This is a genomic window from Actinomadura sp. NTSP31, from assembly GCF_041951385.1.
In the GTDB taxonomy this organism is placed as follows: Bacteria; Actinomycetota; Actinomycetes; order Streptosporangiales; family Streptosporangiaceae; genus Spirillospora; species Spirillospora napierensis.
The window spans coordinates 287,290-307,900 of the sequence record NZ_JBGNUT010000009.1; the positions used below are offsets into that span (position 1 = coordinate 287,290).

General features: G+C 65.6%; 13 protein-coding genes and 3 pseudogenes. 7 read left to right on the top strand and 9 right to left on the bottom strand.

The genetic code is table 11. The features are described from left to right. Positions 1-419 precede the first annotated feature (419 nt). Positions 420-1,784, top strand: a complete 1,365-nt coding sequence (locus ACA514_RS18275; protein WP_375042351.1) for a wax ester/triacylglycerol synthase family O-acyltransferase — start codon at positions 420-422, stop codon at positions 1,782-1,784. Between the two features lie 118 nt (positions 1,785-1,902). On the opposite strand, the gene ACA514_RS18280 is transcribed toward ACA514_RS18275, so the two are convergent. Both ACA514_RS18280 and ACA514_RS18285 read right to left on the bottom strand, forming a co-directional pair. Then, on the bottom strand, positions 1,903-2,580 hold the full coding sequence (locus ACA514_RS18280) for a DUF4389 domain-containing protein (RefSeq protein ID WP_375042352.1): 678 nt from the start codon (positions 2,578-2,580) through the stop codon (positions 1,903-1,905). A gap of 58 nt (positions 2,581-2,638) precedes the next feature. Beyond that, complete coding sequence (locus tag ACA514_RS18285; RefSeq protein WP_375042353.1) at positions 2,639-3,484, bottom strand: universal stress protein; 846 nt, start codon at positions 3,482-3,484, stop codon at positions 2,639-2,641. A 307-nt stretch (positions 3,485-3,791) separates the two neighbouring features. Between ACA514_RS18285 and ACA514_RS18290 the strand changes: the two genes are divergently transcribed. Beyond that, positions 3,792-4,640, top strand: a complete 849-nt coding sequence (locus ACA514_RS18290) for a universal stress protein (protein ID WP_375042354.1) — start codon at positions 3,792-3,794, stop codon at positions 4,638-4,640. Positions 4,641-5,070: 430 nt separating this feature from the next. Next, a complete protein-coding gene (locus tag ACA514_RS18295; protein WP_375042355.1) occupies positions 5,071-5,358 on the top strand; it encodes a hypothetical protein in 288 nt (95 codons plus the stop codon). A gap of 46 nt (positions 5,359-5,404) precedes the next feature. On the opposite strand, the gene ACA514_RS18300 is transcribed toward ACA514_RS18295, so the two are convergent. Beyond that, a complete protein-coding gene (locus ACA514_RS18300; protein WP_375042356.1) occupies positions 5,405-5,701 on the bottom strand; it encodes an integrase core domain-containing protein in 297 nt (98 codons plus the stop codon). A gap of 40 nt (positions 5,702-5,741) precedes the next feature. Beyond that, entirely contained in the window at positions 5,742-6,500 is a 759-nt protein-coding gene (locus ACA514_RS18305; protein WP_375042357.1) for a hypothetical protein, read from the bottom strand. A gap of 176 nt (positions 6,501-6,676) precedes the next feature. Here ACA514_RS18305 and ACA514_RS18310 point away from each other — a divergent pair, with 176 nt between their 5' ends. Further along, complete coding sequence (locus ACA514_RS18310) at positions 6,677-6,829, top strand: hypothetical protein (RefSeq protein WP_375042358.1); 153 nt, start codon at positions 6,677-6,679, stop codon at positions 6,827-6,829. 217 nt (positions 6,830-7,046) lie between these two features. Here ACA514_RS18310 and ACA514_RS18315 read toward each other — a convergent pair. Beyond that, positions 7,047-7,895: pseudogene (locus ACA514_RS18315) on the bottom strand (SulP family inorganic anion transporter); the annotation flags it as partial. Between the two features lie 135 nt (positions 7,896-8,030). Then, positions 8,031-8,126, bottom strand: a pseudogene (locus ACA514_RS18320) (hypothetical protein); the annotation flags it as partial. A 444-nt stretch (positions 8,127-8,570) separates the two neighbouring features. Between ACA514_RS18320 and ACA514_RS18325 the strand changes: the two are divergent. Beyond that, positions 8,571-13,145 carry a CHAT domain-containing protein gene (locus ACA514_RS18325; protein WP_375042359.1) on the top strand — a complete coding sequence of 1,525 codons (4,575 nt, stop codon included), beginning with the start codon at positions 8,571-8,573 and terminating at the stop codon, positions 13,143-13,145. Between the two features lie 1,319 nt (positions 13,146-14,464). Here the strand turns inward: ACA514_RS18325 and ACA514_RS18330 are convergent. Then, positions 14,465-14,665, bottom strand: a pseudogene (locus ACA514_RS18330) (transposase family protein); the annotation flags it as partial. Between the two features lie 98 nt (positions 14,666-14,763). Between ACA514_RS18330 and ACA514_RS18335 the strand changes: the two are divergent. Further along, positions 14,764-16,010, top strand: a protein-coding gene (locus ACA514_RS18335; protein ID WP_375042360.1) for an IS3 family transposase whose coding sequence is annotated in 2 segments (ribosomal slippage) — positions 14,764-15,103 and positions 15,103-16,010 — 1,248 coding nt in all. Because the reading frame shifts where the segments join, the coding sequence is not laid out codon by codon here. On the opposite strand, the gene ACA514_RS18340 is transcribed toward ACA514_RS18335, so the two are convergent. After that, positions 15,984-16,532 carry a transposase family protein gene (locus ACA514_RS18340; RefSeq protein ID WP_375042361.1) on the bottom strand — a complete coding sequence of 183 codons (549 nt, stop codon included), beginning with the start codon at positions 16,530-16,532 and terminating at the stop codon, positions 15,984-15,986. The two genes, ACA514_RS18335 and ACA514_RS18340, sit on opposite strands and share 27 nt — an antisense overlap. A 1,501-nt stretch (positions 16,533-18,033) precedes the next feature. Here ACA514_RS18340 and ACA514_RS18345 point away from each other — a divergent pair. Further along, complete coding sequence (locus ACA514_RS18345; RefSeq protein WP_375042362.1) at positions 18,034-18,393, top strand: hypothetical protein; 360 nt, start codon at positions 18,034-18,036, stop codon at positions 18,391-18,393. Between the two features lie 250 nt (positions 18,394-18,643). Here the strand turns inward: ACA514_RS18345 and ACA514_RS18350 are convergent, their stop codons facing one another. Continuing rightward, complete coding sequence (locus tag ACA514_RS18350) at positions 18,644-20,233, bottom strand: hypothetical protein (RefSeq protein ID WP_375042363.1); 1,590 nt, start codon at positions 20,231-20,233, stop codon at positions 18,644-18,646. Positions 20,234-20,611 lie beyond the last annotated feature (378 nt).

Genomic DNA, 20,611 nt, shown 5'->3' on the forward strand with positions numbered 1-20,611 from the left:
CGCTCCAGAAGGACGCGGACTGCCGGCACGGTCCCTTGTTCGCGGGGTCGCCACCATCCTCGGCAGGCAAGCCGTTGCCCATCCAGGGCCGAACGGCCGCCTCTGCAGGGCGAAGGTCCTCTACGCCATACGGCCGTCTTTCGTCCCGCAAGACCTGCGGATCGGCAGCCGAGCCAGCCGAAGGCTCAGGGCCAGGGATCTCCAGCACGAGTCCGGCGAATCCCACCACGAGCCCAGCGAGCATCAACGGGCGGCGTGACATCGAGCCCGCGTCCCACCGTGGGCCTCATCCCGACGGGCCGCGCCGGCGGCGGGACCTTCGGCGTGCGCAGCCGGGACGAAAGCGACTGGGGCACAGCCCCGCGGCGCGGTTGAGTACGGAGTAGAGCCCTAGGCAAGGACGGTGCACCATGCAACGGATGAACGCACTGGACGCCGGGATGTTCTTCGCCGAGAACGACACGACGCCCCTACAGATCGGAACTGTCGCCGTGTTCGAGGGGCCCGCCCCTCGCTATCCGGACCTGGTGCGGCAGGTGCTGGCCAGGCTGCCCCTCGCGCCGCGCTGCTTGCAGCGCGTCCGCACCGTGCCGCTGAACATCGCGCACCCGGTATGGGTGGACGACCAGCACTTCGCCATCGAGCACCACGTTCGCCACACCGCCCTGCCCTCGCCCGGCGACGCGCACGAACTGCACGATCTGGCGGCCCGCGTCCTCGGCCGGCGCCTCGACCTCACCCGCACCCCGTGGGAGATATGGCTGGTCGACGGGCTGGAAGGCGGCCGCTGGGCGGCGATCACGAAGGTGCACCACTGCATGGTGGACGGCCTGGCCGGCATCGACCTGCTGACGGTGCTGCTCGACGCCGACGACAGGTGGTCGCCCGCGGAGCCCGGGCCCTGGACGCCGGTGCCCGAGCCCCGGTCGCGGACCCTCGTCCGCGACGCCGTGCTGGACGCCCTCGCCGGCTACGGACGGCAGGCGGTCCGGTTGTTCACCCCCATGTTTCGCGATTCGATGGCGATCGCCAAGGCCGCGCCCGCCTACGCGGCGCAGCTCGCGGGCGCCGGCGAACCCACGCTCAACGGCCCGACCGGCCCGCGCCGGCGCTGGTGCCGGGAGCATGCCGGGATGGACGAGATCGACCGGGTCCGCCGCGCCCATGGCGGATCGGTCAACGATGTCGCGCTGGCCGCGGTGACCCGCGGTTTCCGGGGCCTGCTGGCGAGCCGCGGCGTCCTCACCGAAGGTTCGGCCGTCCGCGCCATGGTGCCGGTCTCCGTCCGGACCCCCGGCGAGCGCGGACAGCTGTCGAACCGCGTGTCCGCGGTCCTGGTCGACCTGCCGTGCGGGCAGGACGACCCGGTGCGCCGCCTGCGCCTCCTGCGCGAACAGATGGACGGCGCCAAGAGCGACGGCCGGGCGGCGGGCCCGGACGCCCTGGTCAGGCTCATCGGCGGCGCGCCCGCGCTGCTGGCCGTCGCGGCGCACACCGCGCTCCGGCTGCGGCAGCCGAGGATCCAGACGATCGTCACCAATGTCCCCGGCCCGCCGTTCCCGCTGTACGCGATGGGGCACAGGATGGTGGAACTGGCCCCCTACATCCCAATCGCGGCCGGCCTGCGGATTTCGGTCGGGGTGGTGTCCTACGACGGCGGCCTGACGTTCGGCCTCACCGGCGACCACGACGCCGTCCGGGACTTGGAGGTCGTTTCAGGCGGCATCCGGGCCGGAATCGACGAACTCCTCGCGGAGCCGCCCGCGGAGATCACGGCGGCCTAGATTCCACGGCCCAGGGACCACGCTGCCCGTGAGAGGACCACGCAGCCCGTGAGTCCGCGCAGCCCGTCTCGCGGGTCTGGCGTCCTCACGGGCGTCGTGTCCCGTCACGGGCGTCGTGTCACGCCGGCGGGGCCTGCGGCGTCAGGTCGGCTCCCGGTTCGGAACCGCCCATGTCCAGCCTGAACGGCGGATACCGGTCGGTCATGAGGAAGGCGTAGCCCGCCACCCGGAGCGCCCAGCGGGCGATTCCCATGACGAAATCGAACAACCCCCGGGGGTAGCGGCCGGTGAACAGCAGCGCCACCGCGGCGATGAGGACCAGCACGCCCAGCAAGCCCGGGGTGTCCCAGCCCGAACGCTCTCCGCCCATGGCCGCTCCGGCCAGCACCGACACCACCAGGTAGTGCGGAATCGCCAGCAGCCACCACTTCACCAGCACCAGGCCCCGCGACAGCCGTTCGGGATACTCGATCGACAGCCGGGCCGGATAGTCCGGGACGTCGGCGAGCGTGAACGGCGGGTACCTATCGGTGCTCAAGGCCCCGTACCCGTAGAAGGCCACCCGCCACGCCCAGCGAAGCACGCCGGCGTTGAACTCGAACATCGCCCGGGGATAGCCGCCGGTGAACAGGATCGCGAAGAACGCGACCACGGTCACCACCGCGAAAGCGATTCCGAGAAAGAAGAGCACGATGTAGTGCGGAATCAGCAGCAGCCATTTCACCAGCCACAGCCACCGCGACAGCGGTTCCTCCAGCCGGCCTTCCACGCGGACCGGCGATGGGCGCTCGTTCATCTCGTCCTCCGATGTCGAGGCGGGCAACCGGCCAGCGGGTGCCCGCAATGGGGTCTGTTCAGCGGGGCACGAGGGCGACGGGGCAGTGCGCGTGATGGACGGCGCCGTGGCCGGTCGAACCGAGGTGCGGCGCGCTGCGGCCGCGCTCGTGCCCGCCCGCCACCAGCAGGCGGGCGTTGCGGGAAGCGTTGGTCAACGCGGAGACCGGGTGTTCGATCACAACCTCTTCGACCACGTCGACGTGCGGGTATTTGACCCGCCACGGAGCGATCACGGCCGCGACCTGCTCACGTATTCCGGCGTCGATCTTCCGGTCCTCGGGTGTGTAGCCCGCCGCGACGTAGGGCGGGTACATCAGCCACGCGTGCACCACCCGCAACCGTGCCTCGCGCAGGGCGGCGGCGTCGAAGGCGTAGCTCAGGGTGGTGTCCTCGTCCTTGGTCAGGTCGAGGCCGACGAGCACTTCTCCGCTGTCACCGGTGTCGCCCCGGACGATGATGAGCGGCACCGTCGTCCGTGCGGCCATCCGCAGGCCGGTCGAACCGAGCAGCAGGCTGGTGAAGCCGCCGTGCCCTCGGTTGCCCAGCACGAGTTCGAATCCCTTCTCCGCCTCAGGCGCCAGAGCCTCGGGCACGGGCTCGGCGACCAGCAGCGTGGTCGTCTCGAGACCGGGCCGACGTCGTTGGACTCGCTCCCTGGCGTCGTCGAGGAGGCGATGGCTCAGGTGCGCTATGCGCTCGGACGTTTCGGGCGGTGTGAACAGCGGTGACCGGTACGGCGAGCGGTCCACGGCGTGGACGATGTGCAGGGGCCGGTGACGCCGGACGGCTTCGGCCGCCGCCCAGTCGAGGGCATGGTTCGCGCACTCTGACCCGTCGATGCCGACGACGATCGGTTCGGACATGTCCCCTCCTTGGTGAGGCACCGCGGGCGCCACTGCCTCCAGCGCCGTGCAATTCCCCGAGATCCAGGCTTGCGGTCGAGGCGGCGGCGTCCCAGAGGCGAAGGTCCCTGTTCCTTATCGGCGCGGGGCGTTCACGGGGCCGACACGGCCGTCCGGCGCTGGAACGGCGCCGCGGTGATGGGGCCGTCGGCGCCGTTGCCGGGACGAAGGTCCCTACAGGCCGGTCAACATGTGGCGGACTCTGGGACGTGAGAGCGCGGCCGCGGCCGGGCGCCACGACCAAGCGGACGAACGGTCAGGAGCAGCGATGCCGGCACAGCGAGAGTTCATCGTGGTCGGAGCGGACGATTCCGCCCCGCCGAACCGAGCCATCGGCTGGGCGGCCGACGAAGCGGCGCGCACCGGCCGGGACCTGCTCATCGTGCACGTCGTCGACGCCCCCGTCCATGGTTCGGCAGAGGACACCGGTGACGGCGCCCGGTCGGTGATGGAGTCGTGGAGTTCCGTTCTGCGCGCGGGACACGAGTTCGCCCAGCGCCGGCAGCCGGGCCTGACGGTCGAGACGTCGCTCGTCCGCGCCGGCAGCGCGTCGGCGGGCTTGAAGCGGCACGCGGCCGAGGCCACCGAGGTCGTGATCGGTCATCGCGGCCGGGGCGGCTTCGCGGAGCTGCTCCTCGGCTCGACGGCGCTCCACCTCGCCGGGCACCTGCCGGTTCCGTTGATCATCGTCCGGGGGCAGGACATGGACCAGGTCGGCGAAGTCGTGGCCGGCCTGGATCTGCTCACCGATCCCGAGCCGCTGCTCGAACACGCCTTCGCCGCGGCGGAGGCCCGCGGCGCACGGCTGCGCGCGCTGCACGCCTGGCATCCCGCGCCGCTCGCCGTCGAGGCGGGAGCGGATCTGCAGGTCGTCGAGAACACCCTCCGGGACCATCTCGCCTCGGCCCTGGCACCATGGCGCGACCGCCACCCGGACGTCAAGGTCGTCGAGGACGTCGGCCTCGGCCATGCCGTCCACCGCCTGATCCTGGCCTCGGCCCACGCCGACCTGGTCGTCGTCGGTTCACACGGCCCCGCCCTCCCGCTCGGCTCGGTGGCGCACGGCGTGATCCATCACGCCGACTGCCCGGTCGCCGTCGTCCACGCCCGCGGCTGACCGCGCGGCGGTGGCCCCGATCAGCGCGAACAGCGGCACCCGCGCCTCGTCGCACCGCACGGACGGAGCCGCTCGCGCCGTGCGTCACCCGCCACCGTGATGAGCGCCTGGCCTGGCCGCCCACCCATTCGTCGCGTTCGCCGCCACAACGGACGATCAACTGCGTGAACCGATCGAACGCCGCCACCTCGACCGTGCATTCGCCCGCCAACTGCTCCTCGATACCGCGCAGTTCCTGCTTGCTCACCCCCCGGCAAGGTCCCTGGTTCGGCCCCGCGCGCCGAGCCTGGAATAGACCATCCGGTGCGGCTCTCGGAGCAGAAAGCACCGGCCCCCCTGGCGGGAGGCGAATGACCGCACCAGTAGGCATCAACGATTCGGCACCATCGGACGCAGCTATCTACGCCGGACCCTCGCCAACGGCCGACCGGTGGCGGCGGTCAACGATGTCGCCGACACCGCGACGCTCCTCCACCTGCTCACCTACGGCCCGCTCGACCGCGAGGTCGAGCGGGCCGGCTCTGCTGTCGAGATCGTCATCGAACCCACCGGCCGGTCCCGGCGCCGCCGCGCATCTGAAGGCCGGCGCCGCAAGGTCGTGCTCTCCGCCGCGGGCAAGGACGCCGACGCCGCGATCGTGGTCGGCGTCAACGAGCAGACTTGCGACCCGGGCGCCACAGCATCGTTCCAATGCCTCCTGCACGACCAACTGCGCTGACCGGTGGTGGTAGACCTGTGCTTGCCGAAAACCTCGTCCGCGCAGGTCAAGCCGCATGCCGGTACTCGTTGAGGATGCCGCCCAGACGTTGCCTTCTTCGGACGTTCAGCTGGGCGACCTGGTCGGGTTCGGTGATCGGTGAAGGCAACGGCCTCAACGGGCGGGCGTTAGCGATGCCCTGGTGAGGCCGATGCTCGTTGTAGAAGGTCACGAACTCCCGGAGGGCGTCGAGCAGGTGCCGCTGGTTCCAGATCAGAGTCCGGTCCAGGAGTTCGCGGCGGCAGGTCTGCACCCACCGTTCCATGACCGCGTTCATCCTGGGCATCCGCACCCCGGTCAGCACCGTCTGGATGCCGGCATCGGCCAGAACGGTGTCGAAGGGGTCAGGGAACTTGCCGTCCCGTGTCGCGGATCAGGAATCGTGCCCGACACCCGGCGTCCTCCAGGTCCATGGCCAGGTTCCTGGCCGCCTGTGTCACCCACGCTGCAGTCGGATGGGCGGTGGCGCCCAGAACGCGGATGCGGCGGCTGTGGTGCTCGATGACCGCCAGCACGTACATCCGCGCACCCGTGAGCGTGACGGTCTCCAGGAAGTCGCACGCCAGGAGTGCTCCAGCCTGTGAGCGCAGGAAGTCGGCCCACGTGGTCGATGCACGCTCGGTGCTGGATCGACTCCGGCGTCCTTGGATCTCCCAGACCGTGGAGGCGGCCACCTTGACGCCGAGCACCAGCAGTTCGCCGTGCACCCGCCGGTAGCCCCAGCTCGGGTTCTCCCGCACCAGGCGAAGGACGAGAACCCGGATGGAGCGGACGGTCGGTGGCCGCCCCGGACGCTTGGGTCGGCAGCGAGCGGCGTGCCGGCCAGCGATCAGGTCCCGGTGCCAGCGCAAGATCGTGTCCGGCCGCACGAGCAGCCGCATCCGAAGCAGTACACGGCGAGGCAACCGGTGCAGCAGCGCCGCGAGCAGTACTCGGTCCGGACCGGCGAACCGCACCCTCGTCCCGTCCAGTTGACGCTCCAGCACCGTGATCTGATGCCGCAGCACCAAGATCTCGGCGTCCTTCTCCCGATCGGTCATCGGAACCAAACGCAGCACCGCGAACGCGTTCGCCACGGTCAAGTAGGCCAGTCGCAACAGCACAACCGCCCATCATCGCGAGGCGAGGGCGGGTGTCGCGGCCTGATCCCGCGACAGTTCCCAACCCTGCGCCGCTACCCTCGGACATTAGGGCTCTCACCTGCACGGACGTACTTTTCGGCAAGCACAATCTCGGTCTGGCCCCGGGTTGGGTCGGTGTCGTTGCCGACTACAACCCCATGGAATGGGCGGTCGTCGCGGCCCGAGAGGCGATGGGTGCCGACACCGACTGGAGCACGGTCTGGGTACACCTGGGGCTGCTCGCAGCGGCAGCCCTCTTCATGGGCCTGTTGTCCACACGTGCCTTCCGCACCTACCGGAAGCAGGCGTGAAGCGACCGGTCCGGCCCAGTGAGAGCACGGCGGGCCTGCTGGGCATGGGCGCGGTGTCCAGGGAGGATCTGGCGGAGGGCCGACGACAGTCAGTGTGACAGGTAATGCAGATTCTGTGTCACAGCGTCGTTGTCGGCCAGGGTGGCCGGCCGAGTGCTTGGTCGGCCACCCGTTGGCCGTGCTACCGCCGTTGTCGGCGGGCGGTTCGTCCGGGCGGTCAGTGGCTGGGGGTGAGTTCGCCGCTGAGTTTGCCGTGCAGGTCGGCGCTGGGCTGGTTGAGTCCGGCGATGTCGACGGTCTTGCCGCGTTGGGCGTATTTGGTGGTGATGGCGTCCAGGGCGGCGACGGAGGAGGCGTCCCAGATGTGGGTGGCCGACAGGTCGATGACGATGTGGTCGGGGTCGCCGGCGTAGTCGAACTGGCTGACCAGGTCGCTGGAGGAGGCGAAGAACAGTTCGCCGGTGACGCGGTAGACGACGGTGGCGTGGTCGGGGTCGGTGACGGCGGTGACCTCGGCGAGGTGGGCGACGCGGCGGGCGAAGACGACCATCGCGGTGAGGGTGCCGAGTACGACGCCGATGGCCAGGTTGTGGGTGGCGACGACGGCGGCGACGGTGATGGCCATGACGGTGATCTCGCCGGCGGGCATCCGTTTGAGGGTGGCGGGGGCGATGGAGTGCCAGTCGAAGGTGCCGAACGCGACGAGGATCATGACGGCGACCAGTGCGGCCATCGGGATGTCGGACACGACCGGGCCGAGGCCGATGCACAGCACCATCAGGAACGCGCCGGCCAGGAAGGTCGACAGGCGGGTGCGGGCGCCGGACACGCGCACGTTGATCATCGTCTGGCCGATCATGGCACAGCCGCCCATGCCGCCGAACAGGCCGGTGACGATGTTGGCGATGCCCTGGCCGATGGACTCGCGGGTCTTGCTGGAGTGGGTGTCGGTGATGTCGTCGACGAGCTTGGCGGTCATCAGCGATTCCATGAGGCCGACCAGCGCCATCGCCAGGGCGTAGGGGGCGATGGTGGTGAGGGTGTCCAGGGTGAAGGGCACTACCGGGCCCTTCCCGGAAGCTTGCCGCCAGGCCTCACCCGGCTCCGCCGCAGACCCGCCGCCGGGCAGCTCGCCGGCAGCGGCACGCCGCTTGCGGTCGGCCAGCACCCAGTTCCGCAGCGTGCCCCGGCTGACCCCCAGATCCCGGGCCACCGACACATACGTCGCCGACGGAGTCGACAAGAACAACGCCACCGCGTCGGCCTTGAACTCCTCCGAGTAGTTCTCCTTCGCCATCCAGACCCTCCAGCCCGGAAACCATGATCCAGGACTCAGGGTGACCACGATTCAGGGGGAAGGCCCACAGATCGTGCTGATGGCATCCGAACAGGAGCCAGGTAGAACAAGGGTCAGTCTCACCGGAGAGCACCTCCTGCCACTGCAACCTCATCCACAGCAGCAGGCGTTCCCGACATCCCCAGTCTCACTGATAGAACAGCATCGGAGCTCCTGGTGGTCAAGATCGTCGCAAATCTCGATCTACCAGGAGCTCTTCTGTCGTCGCTCACGCCGCGCGGGACGCAACCGGCCCGTGACCTGCGGACTCAGGTTGAAATTTCCTCATTGGCCTCCTGCCAACAGCCAGAGCAGTCAACAAATCCCGCCACAGCACCCTCGCATACGCCATAGGATGATTGTTGCCATCGTGGGTAGACTACATCCGTGCCGTCTACATCAGCCGTGGTGGTCTACGAGACACTATTCAAATGTGCATTCGAATGGAAATTGCTATGCCTGTCTGACGAGGCGCGGCGGTCCACGGCCGAGGAACTGCTTTCTTCGACGGCAGCAGACGAGACTCTGGACACCATCACAGCCGCCATGCATTCAGCTGGCACATTCTTCTGGTGGCGCTACCTGGCCTATGGCAGCGACGACACATCAGATGATCTGGCAAAGGCACGCCGGGCGTTCTCTTCGCTGACGGGCGAACATCGCCAGATACTGCCGCAATGGTGGCGCTCGGATCCTTTCAAGAAACCCCAATCGACGCGTCCGCCCCCACCGGCGATAGAAGCGGAGGTCAATACCTTTCTCCTCGATGCGGTCGAGACAGTCCGTAAGACCCCCGACTCCACCGAGCAGGTAGAGATGATCCAGGCTTTCCTGGCATCAGTATTGCGGTCCGATCTCTACCCAGAAGACCGTGTCGCAACCGTGCAAGTATTGGCCATGAGTACCGAAAGCGCATACGGCGAAGGCGTCGGAGCGAGAACTCTAGTCGCCGTGCTTGAAAACCTCCGGCACAGCCTGCCCGATTCAGCTCAGTCTCCGCTGGCATACGTCCGGGTCGCCGCCCCGTTGATCGACGCCTTGAGGCTTCGTTACGAAGCGACCGGTGGCCCAGGTTTGCTAGACGAAGCGAAAGCGTTGATCGAGGCGATCGACCTCAACGCATTACCCCAACAGAGCCCGTACTGGATAGCCGCACGGCTAACCGTGGCTCGCGCCCTCGACGCCCTATCCCGACAAGTTGCGGCAGGTGACAGCCTCGATCAGGCGCTCAGCCTGTTTGACGAGATAGTAGAGAACACTCCGCCCGATGACGCCCGACATCTTTGGTGCGCAGCGAAGGTGGGCAACGTCCTGGAGTCCCGCTTCAGACTCCACCATAGTCAGGCCGACGTTGAGAGACTCATCGCCGCGCGGCGCAAGGCGCTGGCAGGTGATCGTCTCGGATCAGATGATCAATCATCATACCAACGAGACCTCGCGATCGCACTACGTCTTCGCCGGGAACATACAGAAGACGGATCTGATCTGATCGAGGAAATCAGAATGTTACGTGCCGCGCTGTCCGCCTCGGCTGACGACGCCGCGACCTTCGACCTCAATATCCACCTTTTCAACGCCCTCGCTTTCCAGGCAATGGACTCCGGTTCATCACCTGATGAGGGAATCCGCCTTGGACGGGAGATCCTTCAGAACACGTCGCAAGAGGATCCCAACAGGTCAGCACGGTTGTCGAACCTTAGCTGGCTTCTCTTTGCGCGCTTCATCACGAGCCGCTTGGATCAGGATCTTCTCGAGGCGGAGTCGCTGGCGAGGGAGGCTACGGCCGGACTTCCTCGCCATGACCCTCAGCGGTACATCCCCAAACTCACATTGTGCCTCGTCATGGCAGCGCGCACCGAGCACTTTTCAGAAGAAGAGGTCTCGCGCGACGAACTGGACTCGCTATACGAGTGGGTGTTGCTGCACGTTCCAAAGGGGTATTCCAGAATTCCCCTGCTTCTTTCGACGCTGTACGACCTCATCAGAGCCGGCCACGTTTCGCTCAGCAACCCAGCCGCGCTGGACCGCGCGCTGACGCTCGCGAAGGAGGTTGACCCTGCGCTCCGCGATGTCGGTCCCCTCGCTCTTCTCCGGCCATCCCTCTTAACCCTCCGCTTTTCTCGTAACAGTTCGGCAGAAGACGCGGAAGAGGCGTTGCGGACGAGTCGGCGATCCGTTGACGATGCACCAACACCTGCCGAGTACTCTCGCCGCCTGGCCAACTATTGCAGAGTGCTCGAAGCTCGCTTTTCCGTGTGGCGAGACAAGTCTGACTTGGACGAGCTGATAAGCGCGTGCACCGTTGGCAGGGATCGAACTGATACTCCAGACCGCATCCGGCTCGAAATCTTGGAGAGATTGGCCACTGCTCACTCGAGTCGATATCTGACCTTCGGTGACCCCAAGGATGCGTCTGAGGCGGCGCACCTCTATCGTCGAGCCTGTGAATCAACGCTCGACAAAGCTGGCCAGCACGAACGCCTGGCGAGCCTCGCCCTCGCCATATCTCGTGATCCACGCCAGTCGGCGAGCGATCTCGACGAGGGCGTCGCAGCGGCGAGGAGGGCAATCGAGCTGGCGGACGTAGCCGACGCCGATTCGACAAGAGCCCTGGACATCGCTCAGATTGTGCTCCGAACCCGGTTCGAGCGCCTGGGTACCGAGCGGGACCTATACGACGCCGTGGAACTGGGACTTGCGGCACTCGAACGCGCGCAGGAGAGAAACACCAGACAGCCTTATATCACGTCGAATCTCTGCGCCACGATGCGCTCCTATTACATCCAGACCGGCGAACTGGCCGCCCTCGACGATGCCGTCAGATATGGCCGGGAAGCCGTAGACGCGACTGAGCCGTCGGATCCTGATCGACCAGCGCGACTTTCAAATCTCGGGGCGGCACTTCGCCTTCGCTACGCGCGGACTAGATCAGGTGCAGAGCTGAACGAGGTCATCGAACTGCACCGCGAAGCGGTGCGCACGTCATCCGTCTCGGAGCCTGGATATTTGATATCAATGGGCAACTTGGCATCCGCATTGCTAACGAGGAAGCGCGAGGGGGATCTCGGGGAGGCGCTGGATAACATTTATCTCGTAATCGACCAAATCCGTCCTCGTGATGCGATCAGGCCCAACATTGTACTGGCCCTCATGGCGGCAGTCAGCGCTCCGGACATCATTAATCTGCCCGATCTCGAGAGGGCAATATCGATCGCTCGCGAAACAATTGGAACAATCGAGGAAGACCACTACTTCCGACCACTGCTTGTAAGCAACTTGTCTGGCTTGCTTGGGCATCGCTACCGACTTACCAATGTGGATGATGACTTTGTGGAGGCGCTCGACGGTTATCAGGAGGCAGCGCGCGTCGAATCAATGGCACCTGACTGGAAGATGACAATACATACGGGGCAAGCTGATCTCGCGGCGAGCCGTGCTATGTGGGAGGTCGCTGCTTCAGCATTTGCCAGCGCCACCGAACTTCTCCCGGTTTTCATATGGGCCGGGACGAGTCGACTCGCGCAGGAGCAATTCCTTTCCCGGTGGCATCATCTGGTCCCGGCCACCATAGTCTGCACGGCTTTCAGCGGCCAGCCTGAACTGGCCCTGCGGTTGGCCGAATTCGCGCGTGGTCTACTCTTCCAGCAGAGCAGTGACCTGCGTGACGACTTCTCCCCGCTCCGCGAGAGATCACCCGATCTCGCGGATCGGCTATTTGAGATACGCCAACGTCTGGATGCGTCCGTTGGTGGCGCTGTGACGGAGGCAGGCTCGATCACCGTCGCAGACTCGGCACTTTCTCATGCCCGGCTGAAGCTGTTCCGTGAGTGGAATTCTCTGCTGGAGCAGGTCCGTTCACGACCAGGGTCGGAGGATTTTCTAAGACCTCCAACCATCGACGAACTAGTGCCGGCGGCGCGCAATGGTCCGGTGATCGTCCTTGCATCCAGCGACTACGGATCCGTCGCTTTGATCGTCACCAACAATGGCGTCCGTCTGGTGAGGTTGCCACAATTATCGAGGGACGATGCAGTCGAGCGGGTCTTCGCTTTGCATAGGTCCACCGCGTTGTTGCACGCCGGGTCGAGCGACAATGAAGTTCGGGCCGAGGCGAAAGCTCAGCGTGTCCTTCGTGCCACGCTCACCTGGATGTGGGAGAGCGCGGTCCAACCTATACTCGCCGATCTCAAGACCCAGGACTATGCGGGTCGGAAGCGACGGATATGGTGGTGCCCGATCGGGATGCTCGCCTTTCTTCCCTGGCATGCCGCCGGCACCTTTGACTCCGGTGAGTCAGAAAGCATTTTGAACACTGCGATAAGTTCCTACACGCCAACCCTAAAGTCTTTGGCGCGGTCGGCTGATGAAATCCAGGATCCCGAAGCAGATACGGCCTTAATCGTGGCCATGCCAAAAACTCCCCGCATGGGCGATCTGCCGTCCGCCACCCATGAAGCTGAGAGTGTCGGCAACTTGGTGCCTGGGTCAGAAATCGTTAGCTCAGATCGGGCAACCAGGAATCGGGTAATCGACGGGCTTCGGCACCACAGTTACGCACACTTTGCGTGCCATGCGGAACAGGATCCCTTGAATCCCTTCGCAAGCAAGCTCATTCTGGTCGATGGAACGCTGGACCTCTCAGCGCTTGCCGACATGAGGTTGCCAAATTCCCGGCTCGCTTATCTGTCATGCTGCAATACGCTTGTCGGAGGCTTCTTGCTCTCCGACGAATCCGTCCACCTCGCATCCGCCTTTCAGGTGGCCGGATACCAGCACGTCGTCGCCACGCTGTGGCCGGTCATGGATGCCGTCGCGGCTGACGTGGCCGAGCTGTTCTATCGAGCTATGCTGGGAAATCAGGCCGATGGCAACGTAGGCCACGATCCAGCGCTGTCGCTCCACACCGCGGTCGAGACTCTCCGTCGACGCTATCCGCAACATCCGCTTTACTGGGCCGCGCATGTTCACACCGGTCCCTAAAGATGCCCTTCGTGCCCGGTGCATGCTCAATTGTTCTAGCTGACCGTCTTTCGCTAAGGCTCATTGCCCCCGAACTGGAGAACCTCATGGAGAACGAGGAGAAGCCGCCGCCACAACCCAAGGAAGAGCCTCTCTCGTATGACGAACACACCTCGGCAGAATACGCCCTCAGCGCGGCAGCATCATTTCAGATGTTGACAGCTCGTGGCGGGTTCCACTTTGTCGGACCTTGTCCACGCTGTAAGCATTCGATGGAGTTCCCGTATTTTCGCCAGTCGTACCGTGGCACACGAGGGGTCAGGAGTCGGGCAGACGACTCCAGCCCTAACGAGAGCACCGTTCACATGCTCTGCACCTGTATGGCTGATCACGTCGGGAGACCGAGCGGCGAGGTCGGTTGTGGCGTCTACTGGAATCTCACGATCGGGCCTAGCGCGACATGACGTTCGAGATCCGGCCCGGCCCCCATGCCGGAGTCGCCGACCGTGTAGCGGGCCACCGACGATACGAGTGGTACCGCGAAGAACTTCCCCGCGTCCGCGGCATGGCCCTGGCCTGGCGCAACGGGATCTCCGCATTGCTGGCCGGCCTCCTCAGCTTCAGCTTGATTAAGGGCCGCTCTGACGTCGGCCAGCTGCGGACACCATTCGATGCGATTGTAGGCGTCCTGCTGCTCGGCGCGCTGCTGACGGGGACAGCGGCTGCTCTTTTGCTGTTGCGCGCTGCACACGGTCCCCCGCGGCCGCTTACTGTGTCCAGCTCGCGACGGAGACAGGCGAGTTTCGTCACTGAGGAACACGCTGAGACTCTCGCTTCCCTCCGCGCGCTGCGAGTCGGTCTGGTGGGTGCTCTTCTATCGGCCGGGTTGCTCTGCGCTGCTGTCGCTGTCACCTGGTACGGCCCACAGAAGGAGACGCCTTCGGTTCGGCTTTCCACGACTCACCAGACGTACTGCGGTAAGGTAGTTGAGATCGCGTCTGGACGCCTGACGATCGAAACCGCTAGCGGCAAGCAGGCTATCAACCTTCAGGACATAGCGGGAATTCAGCCAGTTATGGCATGCCCTTCGTAAGCACTCCATCGATCAAGCCCAACGGGTGCCCCTGGGCTAAAACCTTCGGGCTCAGCGTCGATTCACGCCACCGCGCGGAAGGCTCCCGGCCGCAAAAACATTTCGGCGGACAGCATCCAGAGCCCTAGTACGACGACCGGGTTTCGCTAGATGAGCTGCGGGGTGTGCGTGCGGGGCGGTCGGCGGTGCTAGCGGGAGATGGCTCGGTGGCGGTCCCGCTAGTTCCGCCAGTGAGCTGATTCCTTCCTCATCGGTCCTGGTGATGGAGGGTGAGGATGGCCTGCACGACGGCGGTTAGGCGGCTGGGTGAGCAGCGGGCCTTCCGCAAGATGTGCCATCCCTTGAGCGCAGCGGCGCCTCGCTCGCCCAGCGCGCGGACCTTGGCGTGGTGCCGGTTGAACAGCTTCTTGCGTTTCCCCAGCTGGCGATGCTTCTTGCGCTTGTAGGGGGTATCGACCGCGCCGCCGGCGCCGACGTACCGGGCCTTCCCCCTGAATCGTGGTCACCCTGAGTCCTGGATCATGGTGTCCGGGCTGGAGGGTCTGGATGGCCAAGGAGAACTACTCGGAGGAGTTCAAGGCCGACGCGGTGGCGTTGTTCTTGTCGACTCCGTCGGCGACGTATGTGTCGGTGGCCCGGGATCTGGGGGTCAGCCGGGGCACGCTGCGGAACTGGGTGCTGGCCGACCGCAAGCGGCGTGCCGCTGCCGGCGAGCTGCCCGGCGGCGGGCCTGCGGCGGAGCCGGGTGAGGCCTGGCAGCAAGCTCCCGGGAAGGGCCCGGTAGGTTTCGACGACGTGGTTGAAGCAGAGAACAGGCAGCTCAGAGCCCGGATTCGGGAGTTGGAGGCCGAGCGGGACATCCTGCGCCGGGCGGCCAAGTATTTCGCGGGCGAGACGAACTGGTGAGCCGTTTCCAGTTCGTTGACGACCACCGCGAGCTGTTCAGCATCAAGCGGCTGTGTCATGTCCTTCAAGTGTCGCGGTCGGGCTACTACCGGTGGCGGGATGCGGCTGCCGCCCGGGCTGAGCGGCGGGCCGCCGATGCGGCGCTAGCCGAGCAGATCCGGCGTATCCACGCCGCCCATGACGGTGTCTACGGATCACCACGCATCACCGCTGAACTGCGCGACCAGGGACGCAAGGTCAACCACAAGCGCATCGAGCGGGTGATGCGCGCCTTCGGCATCCTCGGGGTGCACCTGCGCCGCAGGGTCCGCACCACCGTGCCCGCGCCCTCGCATCAGAAGGTGCCCGACCTAATCCGCCGCAACTTCACCGCACCGGCCCCGGGCATGAAGTACGTCGGCGACATCACCTATCTGCCGGTCGGCGACGGCAAGTTCCTCTACCTGGCGACCGTGATCGACCTGTGCTCGCGCCGCCTGGCGGGCTGGTCCATCGCCGATCACATGCGCACCGAGCTGGTGGTGGATGCACTGGAGGCCGCGGCCCGCACCCGCGGTGGCCGGCTGGACGGCGCGATCTTCCACTCCGATCACGGCGCGCAATACGGCTCGGCCGACTTCGCCGCCGCCTGCGCCCGGCTGGGGGTCACCCAGTCGATGGGCACGGTGGGCACCAGCGCCGACAACGCAGCGGCCGAGGCGTTCAATGCCTCCCTCAAACGCGAGACGCTCCAAGGCCGCAAAGGCCGGAACGGCCCCAGGCAAGCCCGGCTGGCGGTGTTCAGATGGGCGACCCTCTACAACACCACCCGCCGCCACTCGGCTCTGGGCCAGATGAGTCCGATCACCTACGAACAGCAGTCACATAAGGTGGCGCAAGCCGCATAGCAACCGGTGTCCACGGTTCGGGGGGAAGACCCACCCTTTGTCGGCGTAGCAGGCGATCGCCCGGTCCGTCAGAGCGTCGATGATGCCGTGCTCGCGGGCGGCGGTCAGATCGTGGGTGGACCCCGGTAGGGTCGGCGACGCCCAGATCAGTTCGCCGTGCGGATCGGTGAGGAACTGGACGTTGACGCCATGGCGGCGGTGTTTGCCCGAGTAGTACAGCCGGTCGTTCTGGCCCGACAGTCGGTCGGTGGCCACCAACGTGCCGCCCAGGATGACGTACGCCTTGCCCTGTGCGATCCGCATGGCTTGCCGCAGATCGGGAGCCAGGTCGGCGAGCAGTCCGATCACCTCGGTGACGTAGCGGTGCGCGGTCGCGGCACCGACACCGAGCGCCGCCGCCAGGTCGGCGAAGGTCTCGTTGCGGCGCAGGTGCACCAGAACAAGCAGCGCCTGGCGGCCTGGCGGCAACCGCCGCCACCGCGACCCGACCCGGCGCCGATGCCTGCGGATCAGATCGGCCACGAACCTTGCGCTTGCCGAAAACTCCATCCATCCTGGTCAGGAAGGGGCGCCGATGAGCAGTTTACAAGATCGCCAACTGTGCATGTCGGCTCGTTGTCGGCTCGGCGGTTCCGAACCGGATCGGCACGCGGCGGCACCGTGCGGTACGAGAATCGGGCTCGATGGGGACGGATCGACACAGGCCGGCACCGAGCAGGCCGCTCCGATACGGCAGTTTCGGACTTTTAATCCGCAGGGGGTCGGACGTCGACGTCCGCACTCCCCCGACGTAGTCTCGCCGTCTCGGCAGACGACCTGTGTAGCAGACAAACTCCATCGACACGGTTACGACGATCCAGCCTCCGTCGCTCAGCAGGCCCACAGAACGATCTTGTTCGCAAGATGCCCCTCTCGAGTTCAAGGGAAGCCGCGGGGAGCCAATCGGGGAGCCACCGTGGTCAGACTTCCCCAGACCCACCGCGACTCCCCCAGGGCGTTTCTGCAGGTGAGAGGCTCCCCGATCGACTTCCACCGACCTTGATCGACTGGTCTACTGTGCCTGGGGGTCAAGGGGTCGTGGGTTCAAATCCCGCCGTCCCGACAGAGAAGTACCAGCTCAGAGGCCGTTTCCTCCACCCGGAGGACCGGCCTCTTGATCGTTTGTTAGCCGTTCGTTAGTGAACCCCGCCGCCCCTGGCGGCACTCACCCGGTTCACACAGAACCAGAAGAACCGGCACCGCCCCGCTCCAGCCCACCGGATGTTCACACGTCCGGTCCCACCGCTCCCCCATGATCGTCATTCGATCCGGAGCACCATCGACCACCAACGCCGGTGGCCGGGCCGCAGCACCGTCAGCCACAAGCGACGAGCCAACGCCCCGCCGCGAGTAGTAGGTTCATCCGCCACCAGCCTCAGCGGCGCATCCAGCCGGGTCCAGGCCGCCGACAGTCACCCCTCCGCGAGCTTCGGAGACATCCAGCCTGGCCGCTCCCAAGATTCCCCCTGCTTCCAAAAGCCCTCCACGGGCAGCCGCCCCGACCGGAAGCAGCCGGGGCGGCGGCCATCAGAAGAAGCGAACGCTCCTATCGGTCTTCCTCAGCATCGAGTAGGGCTCGAGGAGCTGCGGTGGGAACTCGGTAACAGGTACCGATGCGAATGACCTTGCAGGGGAAGTCGCCGTGTTTTGCGAGGTGGTAAGCGTACGTTCGGGAGAGACCGAGCGCACGGGCGGCCGTGGTGATGTCGACTACCGTCGGCAACTCGACGAGGTCGGCGTATTTCATGGTCTGCATGAGCGCAGCCTCCATGTCTTGGTTCATGCAGAGCAACTACCGATGGGCGGAGGCAGGCAACCCCGCGCGAGAGCACGCCGTGCAGCAGGCCATCAGCCGGCACCTGTGGGAGGCGGTGACATGCCTAGCGAGCTAGGACAGGTCCATCCAACCGTACGTCTCCCCCACCAAGGTGGACTGGTCGATGTAGACGAGAACATGGTCCCGCTGGTCCAGAGCCTTTGGGCCATGGGGCTCAAGACCGAGGGCTGCTGCCAGGACTTCGGCGAGTCGATCGCCGTCAACGGCCACCGCTCGGACACATCGGCGAAGGACCGCAAGCGGCACGCCGACTTCTACCGGGGCTACGCCTGGCTCAAGCTCCCCGAAGCCGACACACTCCACCTCATCGCGATCCTCGGCAAGGACTCCGTGTTCGGCGAGCGCGTACGGCGATGGACCCACCCCGACGCGTGGCAAGCCATCACCCACGTCTTTCCCACCGATACCGGCGACGCGCTACGCGCCAACGCCGGCCAGATCACCTTCCCCAACAACCACCTCGACACTTTGGTCCAGGTCCTTCAGGGAGTGAAACGCCGACTGTAGGAAGTCCGACAACGGTGCCCCAGGGGTATAGCAAGGCCACGTCATTGACGAAACTCGCGGCCCAAGAACTGGGTTCGCTTATTCCTTCCCGTTCTCCAGATCACGGCGCCGTGCTCGGCGCCGCCTTGTGGGCGTACAGACGCTTGGCGGATTGGTATGGCGAAGACTGCCGGGGTCGCCTCCGGCCGCCTGCCAGGCTGCGCCGTTACAGGGCGCGGTATCGGTGTGGAGCCTCGTCGCGGTGCACCGCTTAGACGATTTCAGTCTCTACACCGGGTATGAACGGGTCGGCGTGACGCAGGATGATTCGACGGGAATCCTGAGTCGAAGTGGCCGGAGTGTCATTGTCAACGAGGATCAACTGGAAGGGATGGCCCGCCTCGCCGCACTCCTGATGGAAGCGGAGAAGATAGTTGATGATCCGATTCGCGAAGTCACGGTCAGTCGCGTTCTTGCCGAGATTCTTGCGCGGCGAATCGATGATGAGCATGTCCGGAATGTAGGTTGCGCCGGTACGCACGGCAACCGCGATGAGCGCAAGGTGGTAGGCGATGTTGACGGCGACGCGAATTCCGGCGCCCATGGCGTTGAACTGTTCACCCTCGACAACGGGTAGATAAGTATCGAAGTCGATCCGGGCGTTCCGTTTGAACCATGGCGGTTTGAATTCACGGATGATCTCCAAGAATTCGTCGTTCAACTCGTAGAGCAGGCCGCGCTTGGAGGAGATGAGGTCTTTGGCGTCCTGGAGGGCCGCCTGAGCGCGTCGCTTTTCCGCGTTGAGTTGAGTGATCGAGTCACCGAGGATCTTGAGTCGGTCGTAGTGCTCAAGTAGTCGGCGAATCCATTTGATCTGCTCGGTGAGTCGGGCTTGTTCGATGATGGCCTGCGTAAGGGGATCGTCGGTGCCGGCTGTGCCTGGGTCGGTTGAGCCGGGTCGGCTGCGGTCGGGTGTCAGACACAGACCGCAGGCACCTTTTCGGTTGCGGCGATGCCACAGGTCGGCCGAACAGGTGGGGCAGGCCTTGGGGATGGGGGGACGCTGTGGCCCGTCGCCGCCGGGAGGTGCGGTGGCGGCCGCCCCCTGGCCTGCCCCAGAGCTCACCCCCAGGTTGTCAAGCAGGGACCGCACGACGGCGAGCCTGTCCACCGCGACGCGCAGATCCCGGCGCAGGGTCGTCTCGGTCATCGATCCTTCGGCGAGGAACGCGCTGATCCGGCCGTGCTCGGCGCGCGCGACGTCGAACTTTCGAGTGATCTCCCGCAGGGCTGCCTTGCGTTCCTCGACCTGGTCGTTGGTGATTCCCAGGACCGTTTCGAAGACCCTGTGGCGTTTGGCATTGGCGGACCGGTGCCGCATGACCTGGTGGTCGCTTTCCTCCTGCATGAGATAGGGCACAGTAAGGTAGTCGGCCATGTCCACTCGGTCCTTGTCCGCAGCAACCGAAAGGTCGGCGAACACCTTGGCCATTCCCAGCTGTTCGAAGATCCAGGCTGCCGGGGTGGGACCGGCGGCGCCACGGGTGTCCAGCCGGGTCACGAAGTTGTTGCCCTGCCGGACCTCGATCAAGTGCGTGTTGTTGGTCAGGCTCCGGGTGAGCTGGTAGGTGAGTGGTCCGAGTTCGACTGCGGTCCGGACGGCGGCGACGTGCTCCTTGGTGGCCCGACGGAAGGGGTATGTCACGCCCAGCGGATAGAGGGCAGTCTGCAGCAGAGAGGTCTTCCCTCCGCCGGCCGGTCCTGTGATCAAGACAAGGTTCTTGCCTTGAAAGTCGCGCGCATGCCTCCTACCCGGATTTGTTATGATCTCACTTCCTAGAATCTTGATATGGGGATTCATCCGTCCTCCAGCAGGGGATCGCGAGGGGCTGCTCCAGATCCTTGCCAGCCAGATCCTTGCCAGCAGGGGCCGCCAGTTGGCTGAATTTCCGGACGATCTGTTGCGGCTTGGCTGAATAATTAACAAAGGCCGTGTTGGCTGACTGCGGCGCGACAACTGCAGCGGATCCGGGTGGCTCGGCTTGGAGGGCCAACTCGTGATCGCCCCTGTGTCAGGTGCGACGGTTTCGCGCTCTGGTACGGACCTGAAGGCACTGAGCTGATTCCATCCTCATTGGTCCTGGTGATGGATGGTGAGGATGGCCCGCACGATGGCGGATAGGCGGCTGGGTGAGCAGCGGGCCTTCCGCAAGATGTGCCAGCCCTTGAGAGCAGCGGC

What these genes read in the sequence shown, in the direction of transcription:
- ACA514_RS18275 (WP_375042351.1), top strand. Translation starts at nt 420, where the DNA reads ATGAACGCACTGGACGCCGGGATGTTCTTCGCCGAGAACGACACGACG.
- ACA514_RS18280 (WP_375042352.1), bottom strand. Translation starts at nt 2,580, where the DNA reads ATGAACGAGCGCCCATCGCCGGTCCGCGTGGAAGGCCGGCTGGAGGAA.
- ACA514_RS18285 (WP_375042353.1), bottom strand. Translation starts at nt 3,484, where the DNA reads ATGTCCGAACCGATCGTCGTCGGCATCGACGGGTCAGAGTGCGCGAAC.
- ACA514_RS18290 (WP_375042354.1), top strand. Translation starts at nt 3,792, where the DNA reads ATGCCGGCACAGCGAGAGTTCATCGTGGTCGGAGCGGACGATTCCGCC.
- ACA514_RS18310 (WP_375042358.1), top strand. Translation starts at nt 6,677, where the DNA reads ATGGAATGGGCGGTCGTCGCGGCCCGAGAGGCGATGGGTGCCGACACC.
- ACA514_RS18345 (WP_375042362.1), top strand. Translation starts at nt 18,034, where the DNA reads ATGGGGCTCAAGACCGAGGGCTGCTGCCAGGACTTCGGCGAGTCGATC.
- ACA514_RS18350 (WP_375042363.1), bottom strand. Translation starts at nt 20,233, where the DNA reads ATGAATCCCCATATCAAGATTCTAGGAAGTGAGATCATAACAAATCCG.